This window comes from Paenibacillus sp. J22FR83 (assembly GCF_059691955.1).
This window is the reverse complement of the sequence record NZ_JCAUAM010000028.1, coordinates 20,062-44,571: the sequence shown is the minus strand read 5'-3', so window position 1 is coordinate 44,571 and position 24,510 is coordinate 20,062. Positions and strand designations below refer to the sequence as shown.

The 24,510-nt window shown below is 47.0% G+C and carries 20 protein-coding genes, 1 tRNA gene and 1 other RNA gene; 3 read left to right on the top strand and 19 right to left on the bottom strand.

The annotated features are described in order from the left end of the window. Positions 1 to 335: 335 nt before the first annotated feature. The 4 genes from ssrA to secG form a co-directional block, all read right to left on the bottom strand. Positions 336 to 700, bottom strand: a transfer-messenger RNA (tmRNA) gene (gene ssrA, locus AC58PV_RS32515). 174 nt (positions 701 to 874) lie between these two features. After that, a complete protein-coding gene (smpB, locus tag AC58PV_RS32510) occupies positions 875 to 1,357 on the bottom strand; it encodes an SsrA-binding protein SmpB (protein ID WP_028555549.1) in 483 nt (160 codons plus the stop codon). A 97-nt stretch (positions 1,358 to 1,454) separates the two neighbouring features. Continuing rightward, the gene (gene rnr / locus AC58PV_RS32505) at positions 1,455 to 4,415 is read right to left on the bottom strand and encodes a ribonuclease R (protein ID WP_497437131.1); all 2,961 of its coding nucleotides are present in this window, start codon (positions 4,413 to 4,415) and stop codon (positions 1,455 to 1,457) included. 291 nt (positions 4,416 to 4,706) lie between these two features. Continuing rightward, on the bottom strand, positions 4,707 to 4,943 hold the full coding sequence (gene secG / locus AC58PV_RS32500; RefSeq protein ID WP_056611230.1) for a preprotein translocase subunit SecG: 237 nt from the start codon (positions 4,941 to 4,943) through the stop codon (positions 4,707 to 4,709). A gap of 199 nt (positions 4,944 to 5,142) precedes the next feature. On the opposite strand from secG, the gene AC58PV_RS32495 reads away from it, so the two are divergent. After that, positions 5,143 to 6,000: a hypothetical protein gene (locus AC58PV_RS32495; RefSeq protein ID WP_497437129.1), complete on the top strand. Its 858-nt coding sequence runs from the start codon at positions 5,143 to 5,145 to the stop codon at positions 5,998 to 6,000. 89 nt (positions 6,001 to 6,089) lie between these two features. Here AC58PV_RS32495 and AC58PV_RS32490 read toward each other — a convergent pair whose 3' ends face one another. From AC58PV_RS32490 to AC58PV_RS32460, 7 genes are all read right to left on the bottom strand, one after another. Continuing rightward, positions 6,090 to 6,797, bottom strand: a complete 708-nt coding sequence (locus AC58PV_RS32490) for a M50 family metallopeptidase (RefSeq protein ID WP_497437128.1) — start codon at positions 6,795 to 6,797, stop codon at positions 6,090 to 6,092. A gap of 101 nt (positions 6,798 to 6,898) precedes the next feature. Beyond that, positions 6,899 to 8,191, bottom strand: coding sequence for a phosphopyruvate hydratase (gene eno / locus AC58PV_RS32485; RefSeq protein ID WP_497437127.1), 1,293 nt, complete (start codon positions 8,189 to 8,191; stop codon positions 6,899 to 6,901). Between the two features lie 30 nt (positions 8,192 to 8,221). Then, a complete protein-coding gene (gpmI, locus tag AC58PV_RS32480; protein ID WP_497437125.1) occupies positions 8,222 to 9,760 on the bottom strand; it encodes a 2,3-bisphosphoglycerate-independent phosphoglycerate mutase in 1,539 nt (512 codons plus the stop codon). 1 nt (position 9,761) lies between these two features. Continuing rightward, a complete protein-coding gene (gene tpiA, locus AC58PV_RS32475) occupies positions 9,762 to 10,514 on the bottom strand; it encodes a triose-phosphate isomerase (protein ID WP_497437124.1) in 753 nt (250 codons plus the stop codon). Positions 10,515 to 10,546: 32 nt separating this feature from the next. After that, entirely contained in the window at positions 10,547 to 11,728 is a 1,182-nt protein-coding gene (locus AC58PV_RS32470) for a phosphoglycerate kinase (protein WP_497437123.1), read from the bottom strand. 123 nt (positions 11,729 to 11,851) lie between these two features. After that, positions 11,852 to 12,859, bottom strand: coding sequence for a type I glyceraldehyde-3-phosphate dehydrogenase (gap, locus tag AC58PV_RS32465; RefSeq protein ID WP_497437122.1), 1,008 nt, complete (start codon positions 12,857 to 12,859; stop codon positions 11,852 to 11,854). Positions 12,860 to 12,934: 75 nt separating this feature from the next. Next, positions 12,935 to 13,969 (bottom strand): sugar-binding transcriptional regulator, encoded by a 1,035-nt coding sequence (locus AC58PV_RS32460; RefSeq protein ID WP_497437120.1) that lies wholly within the window; start codon positions 13,967 to 13,969, stop codon positions 12,935 to 12,937. 268 nt (positions 13,970 to 14,237) lie between these two features. Between AC58PV_RS32460 and AC58PV_RS32455 the strand changes: the two genes are divergently transcribed. Together AC58PV_RS32455 and clpP are read left to right on the top strand one after the other, a co-directional pair. Continuing rightward, positions 14,238 to 14,309, top strand: a tRNA-Arg gene (locus AC58PV_RS32455). Positions 14,310 to 14,485: 176 nt separating this feature from the next. Continuing rightward, positions 14,486 to 15,067, top strand: coding sequence for an ATP-dependent Clp endopeptidase proteolytic subunit ClpP (clpP, locus tag AC58PV_RS32450; RefSeq protein WP_497257838.1), 582 nt, complete (start codon positions 14,486 to 14,488; stop codon positions 15,065 to 15,067). A gap of 144 nt (positions 15,068 to 15,211) precedes the next feature. Here clpP and AC58PV_RS32445 read toward each other — a convergent pair whose 3' ends face one another. The 8 genes from AC58PV_RS32445 to AC58PV_RS32410 form a co-directional block, all read right to left on the bottom strand. Next, complete coding sequence (locus tag AC58PV_RS32445; protein WP_497437119.1) at positions 15,212 to 16,975, bottom strand: stalk domain-containing protein; 1,764 nt, start codon at positions 16,973 to 16,975, stop codon at positions 15,212 to 15,214. A 209-nt stretch (positions 16,976 to 17,184) separates the two neighbouring features. Further along, complete coding sequence (locus AC58PV_RS32440) at positions 17,185 to 17,454, bottom strand: HPr family phosphocarrier protein (RefSeq protein WP_028555561.1); 270 nt, start codon at positions 17,452 to 17,454, stop codon at positions 17,185 to 17,187. Between the two features lie 147 nt (positions 17,455 to 17,601). Continuing rightward, complete coding sequence (gene whiA / locus AC58PV_RS32435; protein WP_068663507.1) at positions 17,602 to 18,534, bottom strand: DNA-binding protein WhiA; 933 nt, start codon at positions 18,532 to 18,534, stop codon at positions 17,602 to 17,604. Between the two features lie 5 nt (positions 18,535 to 18,539). After that, a complete protein-coding gene (locus AC58PV_RS32430) occupies positions 18,540 to 19,523 on the bottom strand; it encodes a gluconeogenesis factor YvcK family protein (protein ID WP_497437118.1) in 984 nt (327 codons plus the stop codon). 31 nt (positions 19,524 to 19,554) lie between these two features. Further along, positions 19,555 to 20,442 (bottom strand): RNase adapter RapZ, encoded by an 888-nt coding sequence (rapZ, locus tag AC58PV_RS32425; protein WP_057310218.1) that lies wholly within the window; start codon positions 20,440 to 20,442, stop codon positions 19,555 to 19,557. Between the two features lie 74 nt (positions 20,443 to 20,516). Continuing rightward, on the bottom strand, positions 20,517 to 21,464 hold the full coding sequence (locus AC58PV_RS32420) for an ROK family glucokinase (RefSeq protein ID WP_497437117.1): 948 nt from the start codon (positions 21,462 to 21,464) through the stop codon (positions 20,517 to 20,519). Between the two features lie 158 nt (positions 21,465 to 21,622). Beyond that, on the bottom strand, positions 21,623 to 22,570 hold the full coding sequence (trxB, locus tag AC58PV_RS32415; RefSeq protein WP_068663504.1) for a thioredoxin-disulfide reductase: 948 nt from the start codon (positions 22,568 to 22,570) through the stop codon (positions 21,623 to 21,625). 149 nt (positions 22,571 to 22,719) lie between these two features. Then, entirely contained in the window at positions 22,720 to 24,456 is a 1,737-nt protein-coding gene (locus AC58PV_RS32410; RefSeq protein WP_497437115.1) for a tetratricopeptide repeat protein, read from the bottom strand. Positions 24,457 to 24,510 lie beyond the last annotated feature (54 nt).

Here is a 24,510-nt window from a genome sequence, read left to right as displayed (position 1 = left end):
ATCTTTAAGTGGTATATTTTTGTAGACATTTTGTCTACAAAATATAAGCAATTTGCAATTCTTCTTCATGTCTACAATCCGTCTACAATTACATCCCTATAAAGCAAAAAAACGCAAACTTAGCGGGTTTCTCTGATGGAGGTGAGGGGAGTATTGAAATGTCCATCTAACTTACTAACGAAGCTTACTCACAGATAACAACCCTAGCGGTACATTTCAATGCCTTGCTCCCTCCGCTACGCTCCAGTCCGCGCGGACTGAACCCTAAAGGGGTTCTCCTCCCCAGTCTCACCCATACAAAGAAAAAAGCACCCTCATTGGGTGCTTTCATCTTTGTATGGAGGTGAGGGGAGTCGAACCCCTGTCCGAAAATATTGCCACACAGGCATCTACGGGTGTAGTCACAGTTTTGATGTCACCCGAGCATCGCCCCGTAACCGGCTATGCGTTGGGTCAGCCTGATTGTCTTCCTACGTCCGACCCCAGGCGGAGACCAAACGTCGTATCCCACTATAGTTGAGCCCCTATCCCAGTCACATGGGCGATGCTGAGTAGAAGCACGCTAACAGGTTATTAAGCTGCTAAAGCGTAAGGTTGTTGTTGTTTGCCATTTAATAGGCTTTAGCGTTTTATAGTGGACGCGGCCCCACTACCCGCAACCCGCGCTCAAACTATCCCCGTCGAATCCAAGAACACCCCCGGATTGCCTTCGTAACCGCCAAAGACGGTGAAGGATAAAAGGACAAGCTGTAGAGCCAAGTTACTCGAAATCGAAATCAAATCTCTTCGTTACATGTACTAGTATACCACATGCCTCAGCAAAGTGAACACTAGGTTCATGGAAGCCAAGGTGTTACCTTCCAGTAAGTCCAAGCTATCTGGCAATCTTCTGCTTCTCACGCAAAGCACGTTGAATATCGCGTTGCGCATCTTTCTTCGCAGCAGATTCACGCTTGTCGTATTGCTTCTTCCCTTTACCAATCCCAATCAGCAGCTTCGCATAACCATTCCGAATATATACCTTCAATGGAACAACGGTATACCCTTCTTGCTTAGCTTGGCCGAGGATTTTGGCGATTTGCACTTTCTTCAACAACAGCTTCCGCGTCCGTGTAGGATCTTCTGGATTGCTGCGATTTCCCTGTTCAAAAGGACTGATATGCATATTGTGTACAAATGCTTCGCCATTGCGAATGGTCGAGAAGCTGTCACCAATGTTGGCTTTACCTGCCCGTAAGGATTTGATCTCCGTGCCGGTCAGGACAAGACCGCATTCATACGTATCTTCAATGAAATAATCGTGTGAAGCCTTTTTATTCTGGGCGAGCAGTTTGCCATCGGCCTTCTTAGTTGCCACGTGAGATCCTCCTCCCGCACGTTAAAATGCAGGTAAATCTTGCTACAATGTGCAACCTATTGTAGCAAGATCCCACCCGAAAAGCAAGAACCGGCGACTATCTCCGCCGCTTCTTGCTACCATCGCCGTCGTCGCTCCGGCGACGACCGCCCTTGGCGAGCGCGTTCACGCCGCTCGCCCAATCCATGCCGCTGCGCTCCGCAGCAGCGCCACCGCCACCGCCCGCTTGGGCTTCGCCCCCAAGCGAAACCCCACGGCCACGCTCGCCGCCCTGGCCAACACCACTATCCGTCCGCCCTGCGCCGACGGACTGCAAGCGCTGGCGCAAGCTGCCGCCTTCGCCAATCTTGCCGCCTTTAGCGCTCTTGTCGCTCCAAGGCTTACTGCCACCCTTGCCACGGCGCGATTTCCCTTGATGGGATGCATGGCCTTGGAAGGACCCACCTTGCCCTTGCCCTTCTCCTGTGCCAATGCCTGCAATGTTCTCCGCTTTGCCATCTCCACCAGCATTGGCACCGTTACCGTTCGGCCCTCTACCTCTAGATCTTTTACGCCCCGCTGTAGGGTTAGCCTCTGCCCCCAGTGATGCTTCTCCCCCACCAGTAGCCTCAGCTTTTCGGCGAGCAGCCATTTCAATGCGTCTGGCAGCAGCATGATCGGCACGACTTCCTTTTTTCCCTCTATCTCCAGTCCCTTGCGTGCCGTCGCCTTGACCAGCCACAGGTTGGGTTTTGGCAAATCCACCCTTGCCTTTGTACCCGCCTTTGCCTTTCTCAGGTCTGCCGTTCGTTCCGCCTTTACCCTTATCAGGTCTGCCGCCCTTATCTTTTCCACCACGGAAACCTTTAAATCCACCTGAGCCCTTGAACTTGCTTCCACCACCGCCGCCGCGGCTAAATCCGCCCTCTTTGCGTGGTTTCATATCCAACAATTCGAAATCAATCGTATGATCTTCCATACTCACGCGGGCAACACGCACTTTGATGCTGTCCCCAAGTCGATAAATTTTGGAGGTGCGCTCACCAATCAATGCATGCTGCTTCTCGTGATGATTGTAATAATCGTCAGTCAAATCGCTCAGACGAATTAAACCCTCAACCGTGTTGTCCAATTCAATGAACATGCCGAAGCCCGTCACGCTCGAGATAATCCCCTCGAACTCTTCACCGACTTTATCTAGCATATACTGCGCTTTCTTCAAAGCTTCTGTATCACGTTCTGCATCGACAGCAACGCGCTCACGCTCGGAAGACTGCTGGGCAATATCATTCATACGCGAAGCCAAATAATCATGACGTTGATCCGGAAGCGTTCCACCGTTCTCCAATACTTCACGAATAACACGATGAATAACCAAATCCGGGTAACGACGAATCGGCGATGTGAAATGGGAATAAAACTCCGCGGCTAAGCCAAAATGCCCCAAACTCTGCGCATCATATTTCGCCTGCTTCATCGAGCGCAGCATGACTTTACTAATCACGCCTTCTTCCGGCGTTCCTTTGATATCTTCTAATAATGCCTGCAAGGAACGCGCATGAATCGCCCCGCCTTTACCGCCGCGCATCGCATAGCCGAAGGTTGTTACGAACTCCATGAAATTCATCAACTTCTCGGAATCTGGATCCTCATGCACCCGATACAGGAACGGCACTTTCAACCATGTAAAATGCTCAGCAACCGTCTCATTGGCGGCTAGCATGAACTCTTCGATCATCATCTCAGCGACGGAGCGCTCTCTTTTGACAATATCAGTTGGTTTCCCATCCGCATCGACAAGAATTTTGGACTCTTCAAAGTCAAAATCAATCGCGCCACGCTTCATCCGTCTGGAACGCAGTCTAGCTGCCAGCTCTTCCATGCGTTTGAAGTCTTCCATTAAATACGCATATTTCTCCGCGATTTCCGGCTCTGCCTCACCTGTCAGCAGCTTGCGTACATTCGTATAGGTCATGCGTTCTTTTGTTTTGATGACACTGGTGAAAATCTCATGATTAACGACTTTCAAATCTTGGTCAAATTCCATTTCACAAGACATGGTCAGTCGGTCAACTTGCGGGTTCAAGGAACAAATCCCATTCGATAAACGGTGCGGCAGCATTGGAATTACACGATCGGTCAAATACACCGAACAACCACGATTATAAGCCTCAATATCAAGCGCCGTGCCTTCCCGCACATAATAGCTCACATCGGCAATATGCACGCCAAGTCGAACGTTCCCATTGTCCAGTAGCTCCACATTCACGGCATCGTCCAAATCCTTGGCATCTTCACCGTCGATGGTCACAATGGTTTTCGCACGAAGATCGCGTCGGCCTTGACCGATGATTTCTTCTTCCGTAATCGAATCGGGTGCGGCATCTGCTTCTGCCAGTACTTCAGGCTGGAATGCTTCCGGTAATTGATGTTGACGGATAATCGCCAAGATATCCACACCTGGATCATCCTTATGACCTAGAATCTCAATCACTTCACCTTCCGCCGCAGACCGTCCCTCGGGATAATTTACGATTTTCACAACAACCTTCTGTCCAGAGACTGCTCCCATAAAAGCATGCTGCGGGATGAAAATATCTCTTGTTACCCGCTTATCATCTGCAATGACGAAGGCATACGTATCTTGGCTTTGAAATACCCCAACGATTTGCGAGTTCGCACGTGTAATTACACGTACAACTTCCCCCTCCAGACGACCGCCGCCTTGACTGCGCGATGTAACTTTCACGAAGACGATATCACCGTTCATCGCGGTATTCAGATCGTGAGCATTAATATAGACATCCGGGTGCTCGCGGTCCTCAGGAATTAAGAATGCAAAACCCTTCGCATGGGCCTGCAGCTTGCCTTTAACCAAATTCATCCGTTCCGGAACGCCATAACGATCATTGGGGCTCCTTACGATATGTCCGCTTTCTTCTAATTGATTGAGCAATTTAATAAAATCCTTAAACTCATTCGCACTTCCAACGCCAAAATGCTTCTCAAGCTCTTTATAGGACATAGGCTTATAGGCCTCTTCTTGCATCAAACTCATTATTTCATTCTCTTTTATCATGTTCTCTTCACCTTCTTGTTGTTGTTGAGCCTAGCTCTCATTCGCCGTATCCGTATCCGTTTCCCTTACTCCATAGTATGCCATTTCCAAGGAAAGGATAAACGCCTTTCTTATCCTACTTCTACCTTGCTCACACACCGAATCGGCGTTTTGGTATACGCACGTGACTCCGCATTGATGGAGATTAGTTTCTCCAACACATGCCCATACCAATCCGTCTATCCTTTATCTACGCTTAAAATGAAAAAACAGCAGGAGTATAGTTCTCCTGCTGTTATCGTTTTATGTGTGTTAGCTTTTCACTACGTATGCTACGACAATAGAAAGAATAAAGAATGCAGCAGCAAGGCCCATTGTTGCACGGGACAAAAATAGTTCCAAACCACGAGCTTTTTGTTTACCAAATAAGTGTTCTGCGCCACCGGAAATGGCACCGGACAAGCCTGCGCTTTTCCCTTTTTGTAAAAGAACAATCGCGATTAATCCAACCGAAGCTATGATTAACAAAATTTTCATAAAGATTAACATATTAGCACCCCAATTGCCGATTCTTTGCCTTATACAACTAGCATGAGTATTTTAACATAGTTTGTCCACGATTACAACAACTGCTCATGTGGTGCTAGGACCTCTTCTTGATTTACTTAGCCTCTCATATCTTTCTGCACAAGTAGGAATAATACCCTTAATCTAATAAATCCCTTGTATTGAGAAGGAGCATATTATCTTGAGTCATAACTCCTATTGGTATATAGGCTTGAGCCTGATCAGCTTAACACTGCTTGTATATATTTGCTTCATAAAAAATAAAGTCCGAAGTTTTTTTCTTTTTCTGATCATGGTACAAATCGCATATATGATTGAGACTGTCATTTATATTTATTTAGGCAGTTATCAGTATTACCCTAAAATACTCAAAAACTACGCTTTCTATGATAGCAATATGGGAGCGCTGACCTCTAATTTGTTAGCTATCCCTGTCGTAGCAACCTTCTTAACAACGTTTCAATTAGGGTGGTTTTGGATATTCGCCTTTATTGGCTTCTTTGCAGGTGTAGAATGGCTGTTCATCAAGCTCCACATCTATACGCTATTCTGGTGGCGAATTGAATTTACGTCCCTGGGACTTCCATTTTACTTTCTAGTTGCCAAACGTGTATACCCTTACTTATTAAAGCCCCTTAAAGGATGGTTTCACTCCCTACTTCTTTTTATGTGCACGGCTCCATTCCTCGGGACCCTTCATATCATTCCGATCATGGTGTTCCAGAACCGATTCTATCACCCTGGTTGGTTTAACGATCCGGCTCACGATACAACCGCCTTAGCATCCATTTATTATGTTTTCGGAACCCTCATCGTCATCATAGCGGTTAAGCTTCGATGGAAGTATGGATGGATCAAGCTTTGTCTGCTAACAACTGTTTTTTATATCCTAACGCTTGTCCTAAAGCGAAAAGAAATACTCGATATCCGCGTTTGGTGGGATCCCTATTTTTATGTTTTATTTCCTCTGCTGATTTACCCCATTGCTACGTCTATTAGTACGCGTTTATCCTCCGGTCCATCGCAGGCCAAACAATAATGTCTAATTAATGTACTCACGATGCAAAACAGCGGCAGCTCAGGACTTCTGTTACTCAGTCCAAGCTGCCGCTTATGTTAGATTGCGACCTAATCCCTATATGACATCGCGGTAGATCTAGTAGAGCGCTGCGCTCCTTTTTTCCGCCCCAAGAAGGCACTCACCGCTTGCTTCGCACACCACAGTGCGAATACCGTAAACAAGATCGCCCATGCAATAGCGGGTATCCCCGTGTAGTTGGCCAGGTTACTTGCATCACCAGCACTCCGACTGTTTTGCATCGCATATACGATCAGTGACCCAGGGCCGAACACCGACTCCTCCAAGCACAAGAACGCCAGCAGCAAATAGTAGAAATCGCGCAGCCACTTCGGGGCGAGCGCCAACGCTAGCACTGTCATAAGTATAAAGCCAAGCAGGAACGTAACGCCGAAGCTATTCCTAACGAACAGCACCAGTGACAGTGCAGACAGCGCCGTCATCACTTGCAGCCCTAGCCGCTGCTTGCCCTTGGCGTAAGCCGAGAACAAAAACCAGGCAAACAACGAGGCGGTCATATAACCCGCCAGCGAGACTGGGATGACAGCCCATGACTTGGTCATGGACGAGTAGGTGACACCGCTGTGGTCTCTGTACAGCTCGATGTACATAACCTTGCCGGATAGCGCAAGCGTTGCGACGGCATGGCCGAACTCGTGTACCATCGTATCCAAGTTCCGAAAGAATGAGGAAGGAATCCAGTGCGTGAGCACCGCGGAACCTATCAGGAATAGGATCGTTTTTACCCAGTTGCTCAAAAGCGTAACCTCCCTGCTTATCTGACGACTTCACTCCCATTATACGCCAAAACGGGCAGGTGTAAGCCACCTGCCCGCCTTATATTTACATACGAATCTGATTACTTGAAGTTTCTCAAGTTGTAGAATGCTTTTTTACCAGCGTATTGAGCAACTGTGAACAACTCGTCTTCGATGCGAAGAAGTTGGTTGTATTTCGCTACGCGGTCCGTACGGGACGGAGCACCTGTTTTGATTTGACCAGCGTTTGTAGCAACAGCGATGTCAGCGATTGTGCTGTCTTCGCTCTCACCGGAACGGTGGGAGATAACTGCTGTGTAACCAGCGCGTTTTGCCATTTCGATTGCATCGAAAGTCTCAGTAAGCGTACCGATTTGGTTAACTTTAACCAAGATGGAGTTTGCGATATCTTGCTCGATACCTGTGGAAAGACGCTCAGTGTTCGTAACGAACAAATCGTCACCAACCAGTTGAACTTTGCTGCCCACTTTCTCAGTAAGCAATTTCCAACCTTCCCAGTCATCCTCGGAGCAGCCGTCTTCAACTGTGATGATTGGGTATTTATCAACCCAAGCAGCCAAGAAGTCAACCCACTCAGCGGATGTGAAGGATTTGCCTTCGCCTTCCAAGTGGTATTTGCCGTCTTTGTAGAACTCTGTGGAAGCAACGTCCATACCCAAGAATACGTCAACACCTGGTGTGAAACCAGCTTTTTCGATAGCTGTAAGGATTGTCGTGATTGCTTCTTCATTGGATTTGAAGTTAGGAGCGAATCCGCCTTCGTCGCCAACAGCTGTGTTAAGACCTTTTTCTTTCAATACGGATTTCAAGCTATGGAAAATCTCAGCGCCGATGCGAAGAGCTTCTTTGAAAGTAGGCGCGCCTACTGGAAGAACCATGAACTCTTGAACGTCAACGTTGTTGTCGGCATGTGCCCCACCGTTGATGATGTTCATCATTGGAACTGGAAGCGTTTTGGCATTGAATCCACCAAGGTAAACGTACAATGGCACGTCCAAAGCGTCAGCAGCTGCGCGAGCAACAGCCATGGAAACAGCTAGAATTGCGTTAGCTCCCAATTTCGCTTTGTTAGGTGTACCGTCAAGCTCGATCATTTTGTTGTCGATGCCAACTTGATCAAGAGCGTCTAGACCAATGATTTCTGGAGCGATGATTTCATTTACGTTCTCAACAGCTTTCAGAACGCCTTTACCAAGGTAACGACCTTTGTCACCATCACGAAGCTCAACAGCCTCGTATGCGCCCGTGGAAGCGCCTGAAGGGACGATAGCACGGCCGAATGCGCCGGACTCAAGGTATACTTCGACTTCAACTGTTGGGTTACCGCGGGAATCCAATACTTCGCGTGCGTAAACATCAGAAATAATTGTCATTGTGATAAAACACTCCTTCAATAATATAAATTATTTGTTTAGAATTGTGACCCCAGTCATTTGCTGTGGTTGATTCAATCCTAAGAAATCTAGCATCGTTGGTGCTATATCTGCCAGAATACCGCCATCTCTTAGTGTAACAGATTTGTCCGTCACAATAAAAGGCACAGGATTCGTTGTATGTGCTGTGTTGCGTGAACCATCTGCATTCGTAACAACATCCGCGTTTCCGTGATCCGCTGTGATGCAGACTACGCCGCCTTTAGCAAGAATCGCCTCAACAACTTTACCAAGACAATCGTCTGTCGCCTCGATCGCTTTCACCGTCGGTTCAAGCAAGCCAGAGTGACCTACCATGTCAGGGTTCGCGAAGTTCAAGATGATCACGTCATGCTTCTCAGCTTCAACTTCCTTCACAACCGCATCCGCTAATTCGTAAGCGCTCATTTCCGGCTTCAAGTCATATGTAGCAACCTTCGGTGAAGGAATCAGAAGACGCGTTTCACCTGGTAGTTCTGCATCACGACCGCCGCTGAAGAAGAACGTTACGTGCGGGTACTTCTCGGTTTCTGCTGCACGAAGCTGCTTCAGACCGTTCTGAGCCAACACCTCGCCAAGCGTGTTATCCAGATCCTTCGGTTTGTACGCGACGAAACCGTCTACGGACTCGCTGAACAGCGTCAGACACACATAGTAGAGATTCTTCGCTACTTTAGGACCACGATCGAAGCCGCGGAAGTCTTCATTCGTGAAGACTTGGGACAGCTGGATCGCACGGTCAGGACGGAAGTTGAAGAAGATGACAGCATCGCCTGATTCTACAAGTCCTACCGGCTTACCACTGTCACCAACGATAACCGTTGGCATCACGAACTCGTCGTAGACGGATTTCTCATAGGATTGGGCGATCGCTTGCATCGGATCCGTATAAGTAGGACCCTCGCCATACACCATCGCGCGGTAGGATTTCTCCGTACGCTCCCAGCGTTTGTCGCGATCCATCGCATAATAACGGCCTTGTACGGTCGCAATTTTGCCAACGCCGACTTCCTCGATCTTGTTCAAAAGCTCTTCCATATACCCCTTCGCAGAATCAGGAGCCACGTCGCGGCCGTCCAAGAATGCGTGGATGTAAACTTCGCCGAACTGTTCTTTCTTACACAAATCAAGCAAGGCGAACAAATGCTTAATGTGACTGTGCACGCCACCGTCCGAAAGCAAACCGTACAGGTGCAGCTTCTTCGCGTTTTCTTTGGCATGACGAACTGCGCCTAGAATGGTTTCGTTGTCGAAAAACTCGCCATCACGAATCGATTTCGAAATCCGCGTCAGATCCTGATATACCGTACGGCCTGCGCCGATATTCAAGTGTCCTACTTCAGAATTCCCCATCTGGCCTTCTGGCAAACCTACAGCCTCACCGCAAGCAGTGAGGGTAGTATGAGGGAACGTGGACCAGTAACGGTCGTAGTTCGGCTTTTTGGCATGAGCAACCGCATTCCCCTGCTCTTCCGAACGAAGTCCGAAGCCATCGAGAATGATGAGTGCTACCGGTTTCGGTCTGGACATGTTACTTCGCCCCCTGGACGAGTTGGATGTAGGAAGCGGACTCTAAGCTCGCTCCACCTACAAGTGCGCCGTCGATGTCAGGCTGTGCCATGTACTCAGCGATGTTGTTTGGCTTCACGCTGCCGCCGTATTGGATACGAACAACATCAGCAACTGCTGCGCCGTAAAGACCGCTTACCAATGTACGGATGTAACCGATCACGTCTTGTGCATCTTCAGCTGTTGAAGATTTACCCGTACCGATTGCCCAGATTGGCTCGTATGCGATAACGACTTGTGCTGCTTGCTCTGCGCTCAGACCAGCAAAAGCTGCTTCTGTTTGCACTTTACAAACATCTTTCGTTTGACCTGCTTCGCGCTCTTCCAACTTCTCGCCTACGCAAAGAATTGGTTTCAAGCCGTGTTTGAAAGCCGCAACGACTTTCTTGTTCACGATTTCGTCGGACTCAGCGAAGTAAGCTCTACGCTCGGAGTGACCGATGATCACATACTCAACGCCAAGATCTTTCAGCATCACGCCGCTGATTTCACCAGTGAATGCGCCGTTATCTTCAAAGTGAAGGTTTTGTGCGCCAACATGAACGTTTGTACCTTTTGTAGCTTCAACAAGCGCAGGAAGGTTTGTGAAAGGGGAACAAATTACGCTCTCCACGCCTTCTACTGTGCTTCCTTTCACTTCGTTCACGAAGCTAATAGCTTCGGAAACAGTTTTGAACATTTTCCAGTTACCCGCGATAATCGGTGTTCTGCTCATGGTTCGGCTCCTTTTTATGAGAAAATAATTTCTTATTTGTCGTTAAGTGCTACTACGCCTGGCAATGCTTTACCTTCCATGAATTCCAAGGAAGCGCCGCCACCTGTGGACATGTGGTTCATTTGCTCAGCCAAGTGGAATTTCTCAGTTGCTGCAGCGGAATCGCCGCCACCAATAACTGTATAACCTTCAGAAGTTGCACAAGCTTGTGCGACTGCACGTGTCCCGTGGGAGAAAGGCTCGATTTCGAATACGCCCATTGGTCCGTTCCAAACAACTAGCTTGGATTTCGCGATAACGTCTGCATACAGCTCACGTGTTTTCGGTCCGATGTCAATGCCTTCCCAATCAGCAGGAATGCTGTCGATATCAACGATTTGCGTGTTCGCATCTGCGCTGAATTTATCTGTAACAACGATATCCACTGGAAGAAGGAAATTAACGCCTTTTTCTTTTGCTTTTGCAATAAAGCTAAGCGCAAGATCAAGTTTGGAGTTATCAAGAAGTGATTTACCGATTTCATAGCCTTGTGCTTTCAAGAATGTATAGGACAGACCGCCACCGATAAGGACGTTATCTGCAATGTTCAGAAGGTTTTCAATCACCGCAATTTTATCTTTAACTTTGGATCCGCCAACGATCGCTGTGAACGGACGCTCTGGGTTGTTCAGTGCTTTACCAAGAACATCAAGCTCTTTCTCCATCAAAAGACCGGAAACCGCTGGGATGTAAGCTGCGATACCTGAAGTGGAAGCATGCGCACGGTGAGCTGCACCGAAAGCATCATTTACGAACAAATCAGCTAGGTCAGCGAAAGCTTTTGCAAGTTCTGGATCATTCTTCTCTTCACCTTCGTTGAAACGAACGTTTTCAAGCAGGAGAACGTCGCCATTTTCAAGCGCTTCGACTTGTGCTTTCACGATTTCACCTACGGATTGATCCGCTTTGATCACGTTTTGACCAAGAAGCTCAGCCAATTTTGCAGCAACTGGTGTTAAGCGCAATTCTTCCACGACTTGACCGTTTGGACGACCAAAGTGAGCTGCAAGAATAACTTTAGCGCCTTGCTCAACTAAGAATTTAATTGTAGGAAGTGTTTCTCTGATACGTGTATCGTCTGTGATTTGACCGTTTTCTACAGGCACGTTGAAATCAACGCGAACAAATACTCTTTTACCAGCTACTTCAACATCGCGAACACTTTTCTTATTCATCGTAAAAGCCTCCTGAACATGTATGGTTTTCTTCCGGTTCTATCCTTTTATGGGGTAAATCGCACATAAAGAGGAGAATCTCTTCTCCCCTTCATGTGGTTTTCCAATGGATGAATTATGAAATTACAGACCTTTTTTCGCGATGAAAGCTACCAAGTCAACAACGCGGTTGGAGTAACCCCACTCGTTATCGTACCAGGAAACAACTTTCAACATGTTGTCGCCAACTACCATTGTGGACAAAGCGTCGACTGTGGAAGAAGCTGGGTCACCATTGAAGTCGCTGGATACAAGCGGCTCTTCTGTGTAGTTCAAAATGCCTTTAAGAGGGCCTTCGGAAGCTGCTTTCAAAGCTGCGTTTACTTCGTCAACTGTTACGTTAACTTTAAGCTCAACAACCAAATCAGTTACGGAAACGTTAGGTGTAGGTACACGCATAGCCATACCGTTTAATTTGCCTTTAAGCTCAGGAAGAACTAGACCGATTGCTTTAGCTGCGCCAGTGCTGGAAGGAATGATGTTCTCAGCTGCTGCACGAGCACGACGAAGGTCTTTATGTGGAACGTCAAGTACGGATTGGTCATTTGTGTAAGAGTGAACAGTTGTCATCATACCTTTTACGATTCCGAAGCTATCGTTGATAACTTTCGCGAAAGGAGCTAGACAGTTTGTTGTACAAGAAGCGTTGGAGATGATTGTGTGTGCAGCTGGATCGTATTTGTCTTCGTTAACACCAAGTACGATTGTGATATCTTCGTCGGAAGCAGGAGCGGAAATGATAACTTTCTTAGCTCCACCTTTCAAGTGAAGTTCTGCTTTTTCTTTCGCTGTGAAAATACCAGTGGATTCGATTACGATTTCAGCGCCTACAGATGCCCATGGCAGATCCCCAGGGTTACGCTCAGCAAAAACCTTGATGGAACGACCATTAACGATCAATTCGCCTTCGCCAGCTTCAACTGTAGCGTCTAGTCTACCGTGAGTCGTGTCATATTTAAGCAAGTGTGCCAATGTTTTAACGTCAGTCAAGTCGTTAACTGCTACGATTTGTACATCTGGGTTGTGAAGTGCTGCGCGGAAAACGTTACGACCAATACGTCCGAAACCGTTAATACCTACTTTTGTTGTCATAGTCAATTCCTCCTAGGTTTACATGCATGATATATATTTCAAAACGCAAGCCGATGAGGGCACACGTTATGATGTCTAACTTCCTTCTTGCACATGCTTCATGATTTCTAAGGCAGCTGCTTCATCTGTAACCAATACATCTTCTTGCCCATGTCGTAGTACAGAAGCGATCGCTTCACCCTTGCTCTTCCCGCCAGCAACACCAATCACAACTTCTACACGCTGCAGATCTTCTAGTCGAAGTCCAACGGTCGGCATCTTATGAACCACATTTCCTTGGCGGTCAAAATAATAACCGAGTGCCTCGGCAAGTGCACCATCCGCTCTCAGACTGCCCGTAGTATCGCTATCTACTTTGCGTCTGCGTGCCATGACCATAGCATCTCCGATACCATGGACAACAATGCGACAACTGCGCACCGCGTTCACAACTTCCTGAATCTGTGGATCTTGAATCAATGATTGGTACGCCTCTTCGCCCAGATGATCAGGAACATGCAACAACCTGTATTTCCCGCCCGTTTTCTTGGCCATAATGGAAGCAATCGTGTTCGCTTGCATATCCACACTTTCACCAAGTCCGCCTCGTGCAGGGACGAACAAACTCCCTTTCATCGAAGAGGATAATGCCAAGTTATTGGCAATCTGCGCCATCGTCGAGCCACCGGTTACCGCGATAATATCATCTTTGGCGATATATTTACGTAAGGCGGCCGCGCCAGCACGTCCAAGCTCTTTCTTCGTAAATACGGAAGTGTCTGAATCCCCAGGGACGATAATCACATTGGAGATGCGGAAAGCTTTGGCAATACTGTCTTCCAAATCTGTTAAGCCGAAGGCCATCTTAATGATCGGCTGCATATCTTCCAGCAATTGACGACCAGAATCACTGATCTTCATACCGCTTGCGTCCGATTCCAGAAGCCCCAGCTCCTTCAAGAAATCGACTTCACCGCGCAGCACCCGCTCCGTCATATCGAGTGAGGACGCCAGCGTCCTTCGTCCGACCACGCCAGAAACCAAGATGTGTTGCAGAATCGAGTAGCGTTTCTTCATGATGTCCATAAGATCAGGCATGAGCTGTTTCTGAATGTCTAGAATCTCTCTCATAGGACGACTTCCAACGCTCCCGATCCAAAGTAGGACGTTTATTGTCCCAGGCATACATTTTATGTCCCACCCGGGTGAAAAAAAAGTTCCTTACCGCATTTCATATGATGTTCCGCTGTTACATCCCTTATTATAACCACTTTCTTCTCAACATTCAACGTTTGTTCAAACTTTTTCGTGATTTTAGGCTGAAAGGGCTTACCATCTTGCTTTTTCCAGATACCTGTCTTATAATAACCCTTGCTTCACTTTTTCTACTATATACTATGCGCCCGTGGTCCAATGGATATGACGTAGGCCTCCGAAGCCTGAGATAAAGGTTCGATTCCTTTCGGGCGCGTCCAACAATCAGCTAATGAGTTAAGATTTCTTCGCCAAATCAGCTCTAAGGCTGATTTTTTTGTGTTTAGTTTGACCTTTCTTGACCTTCGGAGGTTTTTTCGTTATCATACTTGTAGATACTGTAAATAGTATGTACCCAATAATAGGTAACCCAACCCCAAGGAGGTCATTCTCATGAGTTTTATTCCTATGGTCGTCGAACAGGACGCGCGCGGTGAAAGAGGATATGACATCTACTCTCGCTTGCTGAAGGACCGCATTATATTCTTAGGCACAGGTGTCAACGATGTTGTGGCGAATTCCATCATTGCTCAGTTGCTCTTCTTGGCCGCTCAAGATCCTGATAAAGATATCTCGCTTTACATTAACAGCCCAGGCGGCTCTATCACAGCCGGTATGGCGATCTACGACACGATGCAGTTCATCAAACCAGACGTATCCACGATCTGCGTAGGTATGGCTGCCTCAATGGGCGCATTCTTGCTCACAGCTGGTGCCAAAGGCAAGCGTTACGCGCTTCCGAACAGCGAAGTCATGATTCACCAACCACTTGGCGGCGCAGAAGGTCAAGCCTCTGACATCGAGATTCGCGCGAAGCGTATTTTGAAAATGAGAGATAACCTGAACACGATCCTAGCTGAGCGCACTGGACAATCATTCGAGCGTATCGAGAAAGATACGGATCGCGATAACTTCATGAGTGCCAAGGAAGCAGCCGAATACGGACTCATCGATAAAGTCATCGAACGCGTCTAATTTATAACTAAGCAAGCCAGCCTGCAGCGACTGCTCGAAGAGCAAACCGTGAGGCTGGCTTTTTTATTATCCTTACACAGATACACAAAAGCCTCAGGAGCACTAGTGAATTCATTCACCAGTCTCCTGAGGCTCTTCATTCTCTTATTTTAAATCATCCAATGGATAGAAGATCAAATCAATCGGGAATGCCGAGCCCGCTGGAGGCGTAAACTCGATGTCTAAGGCATCCTCCGTACCTGTCGTACGCGCCAGCACTTCTAGGCCATCGAAAGCCGTAATAACACCGGAATACGGAACAGGAATGATTTCTCCGTTGATTTTAAACGGCCCCTTGAACACGCCGCCTCTAGCCATAATCATAACGGCCATTTTGCGCGGCTTATCCGCATGGATTTTATAGACCACACCATAATTGCCGCCATTCTCCACGACTTGCTTACGCATCACATCATAGCCTTTGACGAATGGATCCGTCTTATTATCTCCAATCGTTAGCCTGGAGGCTTTGGTAAAGCTCGTAGCGTCAATTTTCCATTCGATTTCGGATACAGGGAACGTACCGCGAACATGACCGTTAAAGGAAAGGTAAGGCAACTCCTTCACAATCGTTGGTGTCAGCATCTTCTCTGTCGCGATAAAGGACATTTGAAGTTCGCCGTCCGTTTCGACATCATAGAACAAATTCACACCTTGACCTGGATAAAAATCTGGCAACTTCGCGTACACATAGCTTGCTTTAGGCGGAACTGTCATGGAATCCGTGTACACGTTGTTAAGAAGGAAATCAACCGACGCTTCGCTGCCGATTAAGTTCGCATAAACCGAAGGATAGACTTCGCCTTTATTCGTTGTTTTAATCGTAATCGGTTTATCCGTGTTGTTTGTTGCAAAGATGGCAAACGTCATCTTCTGTTTTGTACCATTGATATGATCTGCGTACAAACGTCCTTTACCATTAATATTGTCTTGATACAAAATGCCGCTCGTTGTGAATTCTTCTGGACTGTCGCTAACTAGCAGCGTACGTCCTTGAACTTCTTTCACATCTTTGGGAAGCAGCGGCAACTCGTTAAAATGGGACCAGATCGTTGTCCAGTTGGTTTTTATAAACCCGCCAACCGGCTTCATATAAATCGGATACTCGACTTCTGACAAGTACGGTTCATTTACAACAGTCACAAAACTTTTGAACAACTTGCTCACATGACCATGGCCATCCTTAACCGTTAAAGTTACGGGATATTGACCAGCTTTGAAAAACGCCTCTTGTTTACCCGTCCAATCGAAGGATACGATGCCTTCTGCATCAGGATCATAACTCAAATCTAAGTACTTAACAGGCTCACCAAGCCTGTAGGTAGGCTTCGCAGTAGCGAACTTAGCAACTGGACGAGAATTGCTGTCTTGATCGATGTAGATGCCCTCAGGCGCTTTAAAATGCACGATCTCTACACGTCTTAGCTCACTATTGTAAGTATACTTGGCACCCATGTAATCAGCTAACCAAGTCAGCTTCACAAGCAACTTGCCATTCACGATAGCGGCTACCGAATTAAAGGGAATATCTACCCCATTCGTCGTCACCGTCTTATGATCAGGATCTAGCACGATGTTGTTACCCGGAGGCGCCATTTGAATCGTACGAGATAGGTCATTCCACTCTACCTGAAATCCTAATGTATCACCCAAGAATTTGGCTGGCACGAACGTGCTTCCATCAATAATGGTAGATGGTGACTCCAACTGAATCTGCTCTTGATTCACGAATGCTTCCGTCTTATCGATATAAAGTAAAATAAAGGACGAGCTTGTGGATACCGCATGCGCGGCTGGTGCTGTCATTGTGCTGACTAGAAATACGAGTACAGCGAGTAGAGCAATCATTTCTTTCCTTACTACATTCATTTCACTTCGGCTCCTTCTTCAAGCTTGGGATAGGCGCGCTACTAGAAACACTAATAGCCTTATCCATCATGACCACGTTTATTAGACGTAGCCAAGCGAAAAAGGTTGCTAATCCCAATATTTGTTAACAATTTTGACACTTTTAGCAGAAGCGTAGATCCACCTTCAAACTGCAAAAAAGCCCCCTCGAAAGGTAGGCTTTTAAAGGATTATTGGTTTTCCAACTCTTCCTTACTGACTAATGTGACTAAAGCGTTTACAGCCTGCTCTGCATCCGAACCTTCTGCACTTATGAAGACTTCGGTCCCTGTGCTGATCGCAAGACTCATAATTCCCATGATGCTCTTCGCATTCACTTTCTTCTCATCTTTCTCAACAAAGATCTCCGATGAAAACTTATTCGCCTCTTGAACAAACAATGCCGCAGGTCTGGCATGAAGTCCTGTTCTCAACTTCACAACGACTGGACGTCTGGACATGGAACTAATTCCCCCTAGTGTGGAGCTTATATGGATTACTATTAATAACAGCGTATACCTTATGTTTTAATATTATAGCATTTTTCCTTCAAGTACACTAGAAAAAATGCGAAAAACTTATACAAGCGTTGTACAGCTCGAGTTTTCCTACGAATTTCGGTGTTTTTCGGCTAATTCGTCTATTTTCCGCAGGCGATGATTCACGCCTGACTTGCTAACACTGCCCGAAAGCATGTCGCCAACTTCCTTCAAGTTTAAATCCGGGTGCGCAAGTCTGATCTCCGCAACCTCTCTTAACTTGTCAGGTAAGCTGTCTAGACCGATCTCCCGCTGCAATAATCGAATATTTTCGATTTGCCTAACGGCCGCCCCGATCGTTTTGTTCAAGTTCGCCGTTTCACAATTCACGATGCGATTAACGGAATTTCTCATATCCTTCATAATCCGAACATCCTCGAAGCGCAATAGCGCCTGATGAGCTCCAATGATATTGAGAAACTCAATAATTTTCTCACCTTCCTTGATATACAGCACGAAACCTTTCTTACGTTCAATGAAACGGGCGTTCAAGTCGAACTTGTTCGCAAGCTGGGTCAAAGCTTTGCAGTGTTCTTCATAAATCGAAGCGATTTCCAAATGGTAGGAAGATCCCTCCGGATTATTGACAGAACCGCCAGCCATGAAGGCCCCTCGGAGGTACGCACGCTTGCAGCAATTGCCGCGAATAATGTCCTTGTTAATCCCCGTTGTAAAAATAAAACCCTCAGAGACAATTTTCAAATCACTGAGCAGCTCTTGTACTTGACCAGGAACCCTAACAATGTACACATTATTCTTCTTTAGACGCATTTTCTTACGCACAAGAAGCTCCGTGTGTGTATTATACGTCTTCTTGATCAGCGAGTAAATTCGCCGAGCAATCGCGGCATTCTCCGTGGACACATCCAGCACGACACGCTGGTTGGTTAACTGCACAGCACCATTCATCCGAATGAGTGCGGACAGCTCCGCCTTTTCACAGCATGACTCCGAATCATTAATTAACGTTAACTCTTTTTTGGTTGTTGCCGCAAAGGACAAGGGACTCACTTCTTCCTTAACAGCCAGCTTTCGACGAGCTGATAGATATGGTCACTCAATTTCTCTGCATCATGACGAAGATAGGTACGGAATAAGACCAGTCGATCTGCAATTACGCGATATCCTCTTTTCGTCACTTCATCCAAATCCAAATGAACCGCTTTGGAACCTTTTTCCGCATATTTGGCTTGCACCTGCGGTGGAATCTCTCCATTATTCACGATCACATAATCAAACAAATGCTGACCTAAGTGATCATAAATCGCATCCAGATGATCGCTGACCGAGTAATCATCAGTTTCGCCTGGCTGTGTCATAACATTGCAAATGAACAATTTCACCGCATTCGATGCCACGATCTCTTTCACAATCCCTGGAACGAGCAAATTCGGCAGCAGACTTGTATATAAACTGCCAGGACCGCACAAGATGGCATCTGCTTCGCGTATAGCCTGAACGGCTTCGGTAAGTGGTGTCACCCCTGCCGGTTCAATGAATACTTTCTTGATCCGTCCATCGGCCTTCGGAATTTTGGACTCCCCAACAACTAAAGTCCCGTCCTCCATAATGGCTTTTAATACGATAGCTTGATTCGAAGCCGGAAGCACCCTCCCGCGAACAGCAAATACGCGATTCATTTCTTGCACGGCAGTAACAAAGTCACCTGTAATATCTGTCAATGCCGCTAGTATTAGATTTCCCAGACTATGTCCGGCTAAACCTGTACCGTTCTGAAATCGATATTGAAGCATCAATGACAACAACGGTTCAACGTCAGCTAATGATGTTAACACATTTCGAATGTCACCCGGAGGCGGCATCTGCAATTCACTTCGTAGAATGCCAGAGCTTCCTCCATCGTCTGCAACGGTCACGATAGCAGTAATATCAACCGGTTTCTCCTTCAGTCCTCTCAGCATTACGGAGAGTCCTGTTCCACCGCCAATAACGACTATTCTGGGCTTACGTTGTAATTGACCAAGCTCCATACTTCTTTCACCCTCTTACTGACATAGCCGTCTATAACCGGTCCCGCTCGGAATCTCGATGACTTAGACGCACGGTCTCCGTCTCACTGTTCCCCATGACTTTACCTAGATATTCCGTAATGGCAACCGATCTATGTTTACCTCCTGTGCAACCAATACCAACAACGACTTGGCTCTTGCCTTCTTTCTTATACTGAGGCATCAAGAAGTTGAGCATATCCAGCAGCTTTGTCAGGAATTCTTGCGTCTCTGACCACTTCATCACATAGTCATACACGTCCGGATCCTGACCCGTTTGCGGACGAAGCTGCTCCACATAATGGGGGTTTGGCAAGAATCGCACATCAAAGATAAGATCAGCGTCAATGGGGACACCATACTTAAATCCGAAAGAGATTACATTTATAGATATGCGGTTAGCTTCTAGATTGGTGAACCGGGAAATAATTCTTTCCTTCAACTGCACAGGCTTCAGGCTGCTCGTGTCAATCACCTGCGTCGCCAGACCCTTGAGCTCTTCCAACAGCTTGCGTTCAAGGCCAATACCCTCAAGCGGTGCACCGTCTGGAGCCAATGGATGGCGGCGACGGCTCTCTTTGTACCGCTGAACGAGCGTCCCATCCGTTGCATCTAAGAATAGGATTTCATAGCTAAGCGTGTAGTTTTCTTGGATATAACGTAAAGACTCTTGGAGCGCAGTGAAAAACTCACGTCCGCGCAAATCAATAACCAAGGCGACTTTGCCGATTTTACCCATCGATTGTACGATTAATTCAGCAAACTTCGGAATCAGGACGGGAGGTAAGTTGTCAACGCAGAAGAATCCTAGATCCTCCATACTTTGAACAGCAATTGTCTTACCTGCACCCGACATCCCTGTAATAATAACCAGTTTCGCTAAAGGGTGGTTCTCTTCCATACCTGACACCTTCCTTTGGGGAGCTTTCGCAGATCAGCCTATCTTAACTAGATCTACGAGCCCGGTCTAACCTTCTATCGCAAATTCAATCCTGCAGCTCCAACAACACCCGCATCATTACCAAGTGTAGCAGCAACAATCTCAACACCCTCAGCTGCCGCTTCTGGTGTATATTTGATGAACGTTTCACGTATCGGTTGGAATAGAATTTCCCCTGCCTTCGAAACACCACCGCCAATAATAAAGCGCTTCGGATTGATGACAACAGCCAAGGCTGCCATAGAACGACCGATATAATACGCGGCACGATTCACGATGCGCAGAGCTACTTCATCTCCGCTTTTGGCATCATCGAACACATGCTTAGCTTCAATTTTCTCGTGAAGAGCCAGTGATGTACGCTCGCCGCGCTCCACTGCTTCCTTCGCCATGCGTACGATACCTGTTGCGGAAGAAACGGTTTCAAGACAGCCCATTTGACCACAACCGCACTGAATCGCTTCAATGTCCGGCACGATCGACATATGACCAAGTTCGCCAGCCATACCAGCAGACCCTTGATAAATTTTACTGTTAATAATGATACCGCCGCCAACACCTGTTCCAAGCGTGTAACACACGACGTTCGGAATGCCCGCTCCCGCTCCAGACCAAGCTTCACCCAGCGCAGCTACATTCGCATCATTATCAATTTTCACTTGTTTACCGAGAAGTGCTTCGAGCGTCTTCTTCGCAGGTACGTTATGCCATTGCAAGTTCGGTGAGAATTTCACGAAGCCTTCTGGAATATCCATAAATCCAGCTAACCCCGCACCAATTCCAGCTACTTGCTCCCACGAATAGTCGGACTCTTCAACAACTTGACGTACATATTGAGCAATACGCTCTAGAACCGATTCTGCACCAAGTTCAGGTGAAGTAGGGCCTTCCAACGTCTTTAGAAGCTTTCCTTGCTCATCACAAATACCCACTTTAATATTCGTGCCACCTAGATCTACACCGATATAAATTTGACTGGACATTACAAGGTCACCTCATGAATAATCATAAAATTTTCGGGCATATGCACCTGTTCCAACTATAAGACAACACTGCCGGGAGGTCAAGATTCATCCACCCCTGTCAAAAGAGAAAACGTGGAGAGATGAGCCCTCCACGTTAACTTAATTGCCATAACGACTTACAGGGAAATACTCCAGTCGTGCACGCTGTTGCCTTCAAGGAACTTCTCAGCTTCCAACGCTGCCGCACAACCACTTCCAGCAGCTGTGATAGCCTGGCGATACTTCGTATCTTGCACATCACCACAAGCGAATACGCCTGGGATATTCGTTTCTGTTGTGCCAGGTTTCACGACGATGTAGCCATGCTCATCCGTGTCGATTTGTCCACCGAGGAACTTCGTATTCGGTGTATGACCGATTGCTACGAAGATACCGTCTGTTTCAAGGATTTCATCTTCACCTGTTTGGTTATTTTTCACTTTAAGGCCAGTCACACCTTTATCTCCCGCCACAACTTCTAATGGCGTGTTATTCAGTGACCACTTCACCTTCTCGTTTCCACGAGCACGGTCTTGCATAATTTTGGATGCACGAAGTTCATCGCGACGATGAACCAAACGCACTTCCGACGCGAAACGAGTCAAGAAGTTTGCCTCTTCCATCGCAGAGTCACCGCCGCCAACGACGATAATCTTTTTGCCGCGGAAGAAGAATCCATCGCATGTTGCACATGTACTTACACCGCGTCCGATGTTTTCTCTCTCATTCGAGATGCCAAGCAATCTTGCAGATGCACCTGTGGAGATAATCAGTGTTTCTGTTTCGATTTCGCCTAAGCCTTCTACTTGCAGTTTAAACGGACGGTTCGTTAATTCAACGGAATTCACCCAACCTGTTTTGAATTCAGCGCCGAAGCGTTCAGCCTGCTTGCGCATGTTTTCCATTAATTCCGGTCCCATAATCCCTTCAGGAAATCCTGGGAAGTTCTCTACTTCGGTAGTTGTTGTCAACTGTCCGCCTGGTTCTGGTCCTTCAATGACAAGTGGGCTTAGATTCGCACGCGCCAAGTAAATAGCTGCTGTTAGACCGGATGGCCCTGTTCCTACTACGACTGATTTGTACATATGATTTCCCTCCTAGGTGCTTTCCTTGAGAAAGCTCTCTTTAATTAGCGTGATAGTCATTGATTGCTCAGCTGCCGTTTACGACGCGAACAATCCGTTTATATATATGTATGAAAGCCGAGGCTTTCATGATGCATCAAGCTCGGCTATCAAAGACTCGTAAATTTATTGAAAATCGCATCCATTTTCTCACGTAAGCCACAAGTATCGTCGATGTGTTTCACATGCCGACTAACCGTGGAAACCGTCACGCCATAACGCGAAGCTACTTCCTGATAGGAAATCGTACGTCGATGCATTTTGGCAATCAAATATTCTAACGCCGCTGCCCAGCCTGCTGACTTATGAATCTTAGGCACGTTCGGGTACACCTTCGTCAGAAATTCAACCCACAGAATTTCTAAGTCATACTGTTGAACCATATCGTAACGCTTGTGCATATGCGACAGCGCTGTTTCCATCACTCGCTGCCATGTTGCATCCCATACGGGAAGTTGAGGCGAATATGGAGAAGCTTCTACCATGATGTCTTTATTTTCGAGATAGGCAGGAAGTGACTCCCGGATGCCCATACTGCGCAGAACGAAGATGGCCACCTTCTTCAAGTAATCATCCTCTTTGTGATCGAGAATGAAATCCTGAAGTGCATCTCTCACCTCGTTGTCCGCAATCAAGCCAAAGGCTTGAATAACTTGAAGCTTCGTTTCTACGTCGCCATGTCGCAAAGCCCAAAAGAAGGATGACCGCACAAGCGGGTCTTTCTTCAATTGATCAGGAATGCCCTGCGTTGATCTCTCAAGCGCACGGAACTGTTCCTCGAACGGCAGATGATAGTGATAACTCCAAGTAAGCGGAAGCGTCGACTTCTCTCTCAGCCGCAATTGCTCTAAGTAGAACTTGGAAATTTCAGCGCCTGGATCTAACTTCTGAACCTGCTTCCACAAGCGGTAGGCTTCAGCAAAACGTCCAATATGGCAGGCCGCTACAGCTGCATAATGGTACAAACAAGGATCAGTGCCCCCATCCCCCGCCTTCAATAGACGCTTGAACAGATGGTACGCTTTCTCATGCTGAGCAAGAATACCCATCGTCGTTGCCAGCTTGAACACATGCTCTTGCTGGAACGGGAACGTCTTGCCTAACAACGCAGTCAGCTCTGCCAGTTCCTTCTTGTTGCCAAAATGCTGATGGAATATCGCCATATTGCAAAGCGCATGTAGATTACCAGGATCAATAACCAGCACTTCGCGGATCGTTTCCATCGCTTTCTCGAATTGGCCCATGTAATAATAAGCCAATGCCAAATTGTTACGAGCGGCTGTGAAGTCCGGCTGCTTCTTTACCAGATTCTCCAGCTGCCTTACGGCTTCTGCGAACTTTCCTTCCTCAAGCAACGCACGGGCCTTATCATGCTCGAACAGCCCTTCTCGACTCTTGATGCTAGTGAGAGGGGCGGGACGATCAAGCTCGTAGCTAAGCATTTCCATCATTTCTTCGGATTCGTCCATGAACTGCCCTGTCGGGTCATTCTCCAAATACCGAACCAATGCCTGTTCCGCTTGCTCGAAGTTTTCCATGTTGGCATAGTTGTTCGCCATATAAAAGTGACATTCTGTCATCTCGGGATCGATGGTTTCAAGGATATGCTGCAAAATTTGGTTCGACTCGTCATAATTGCCCACTTCGGAGAGAACTCCTGCGAGATTGCAGTGATTCACAGGATTATCCTGCTCATACTCTGCAGCCCGCCGGAAATATTTCAATGCCTTATCATAATGAAACCGATCCAAAGATTGAACCGCTCTCTCGAAAAAGAACGCGGCATCCATGTTAATTGAGATAACTTTTGGTTTTGGCGCTTCGGATATGCGCTTTTTCTTTTCCATAGCAAGACACCTCCGGCAATTTGATTACACTCAAATTATACCATAGATCTCTTA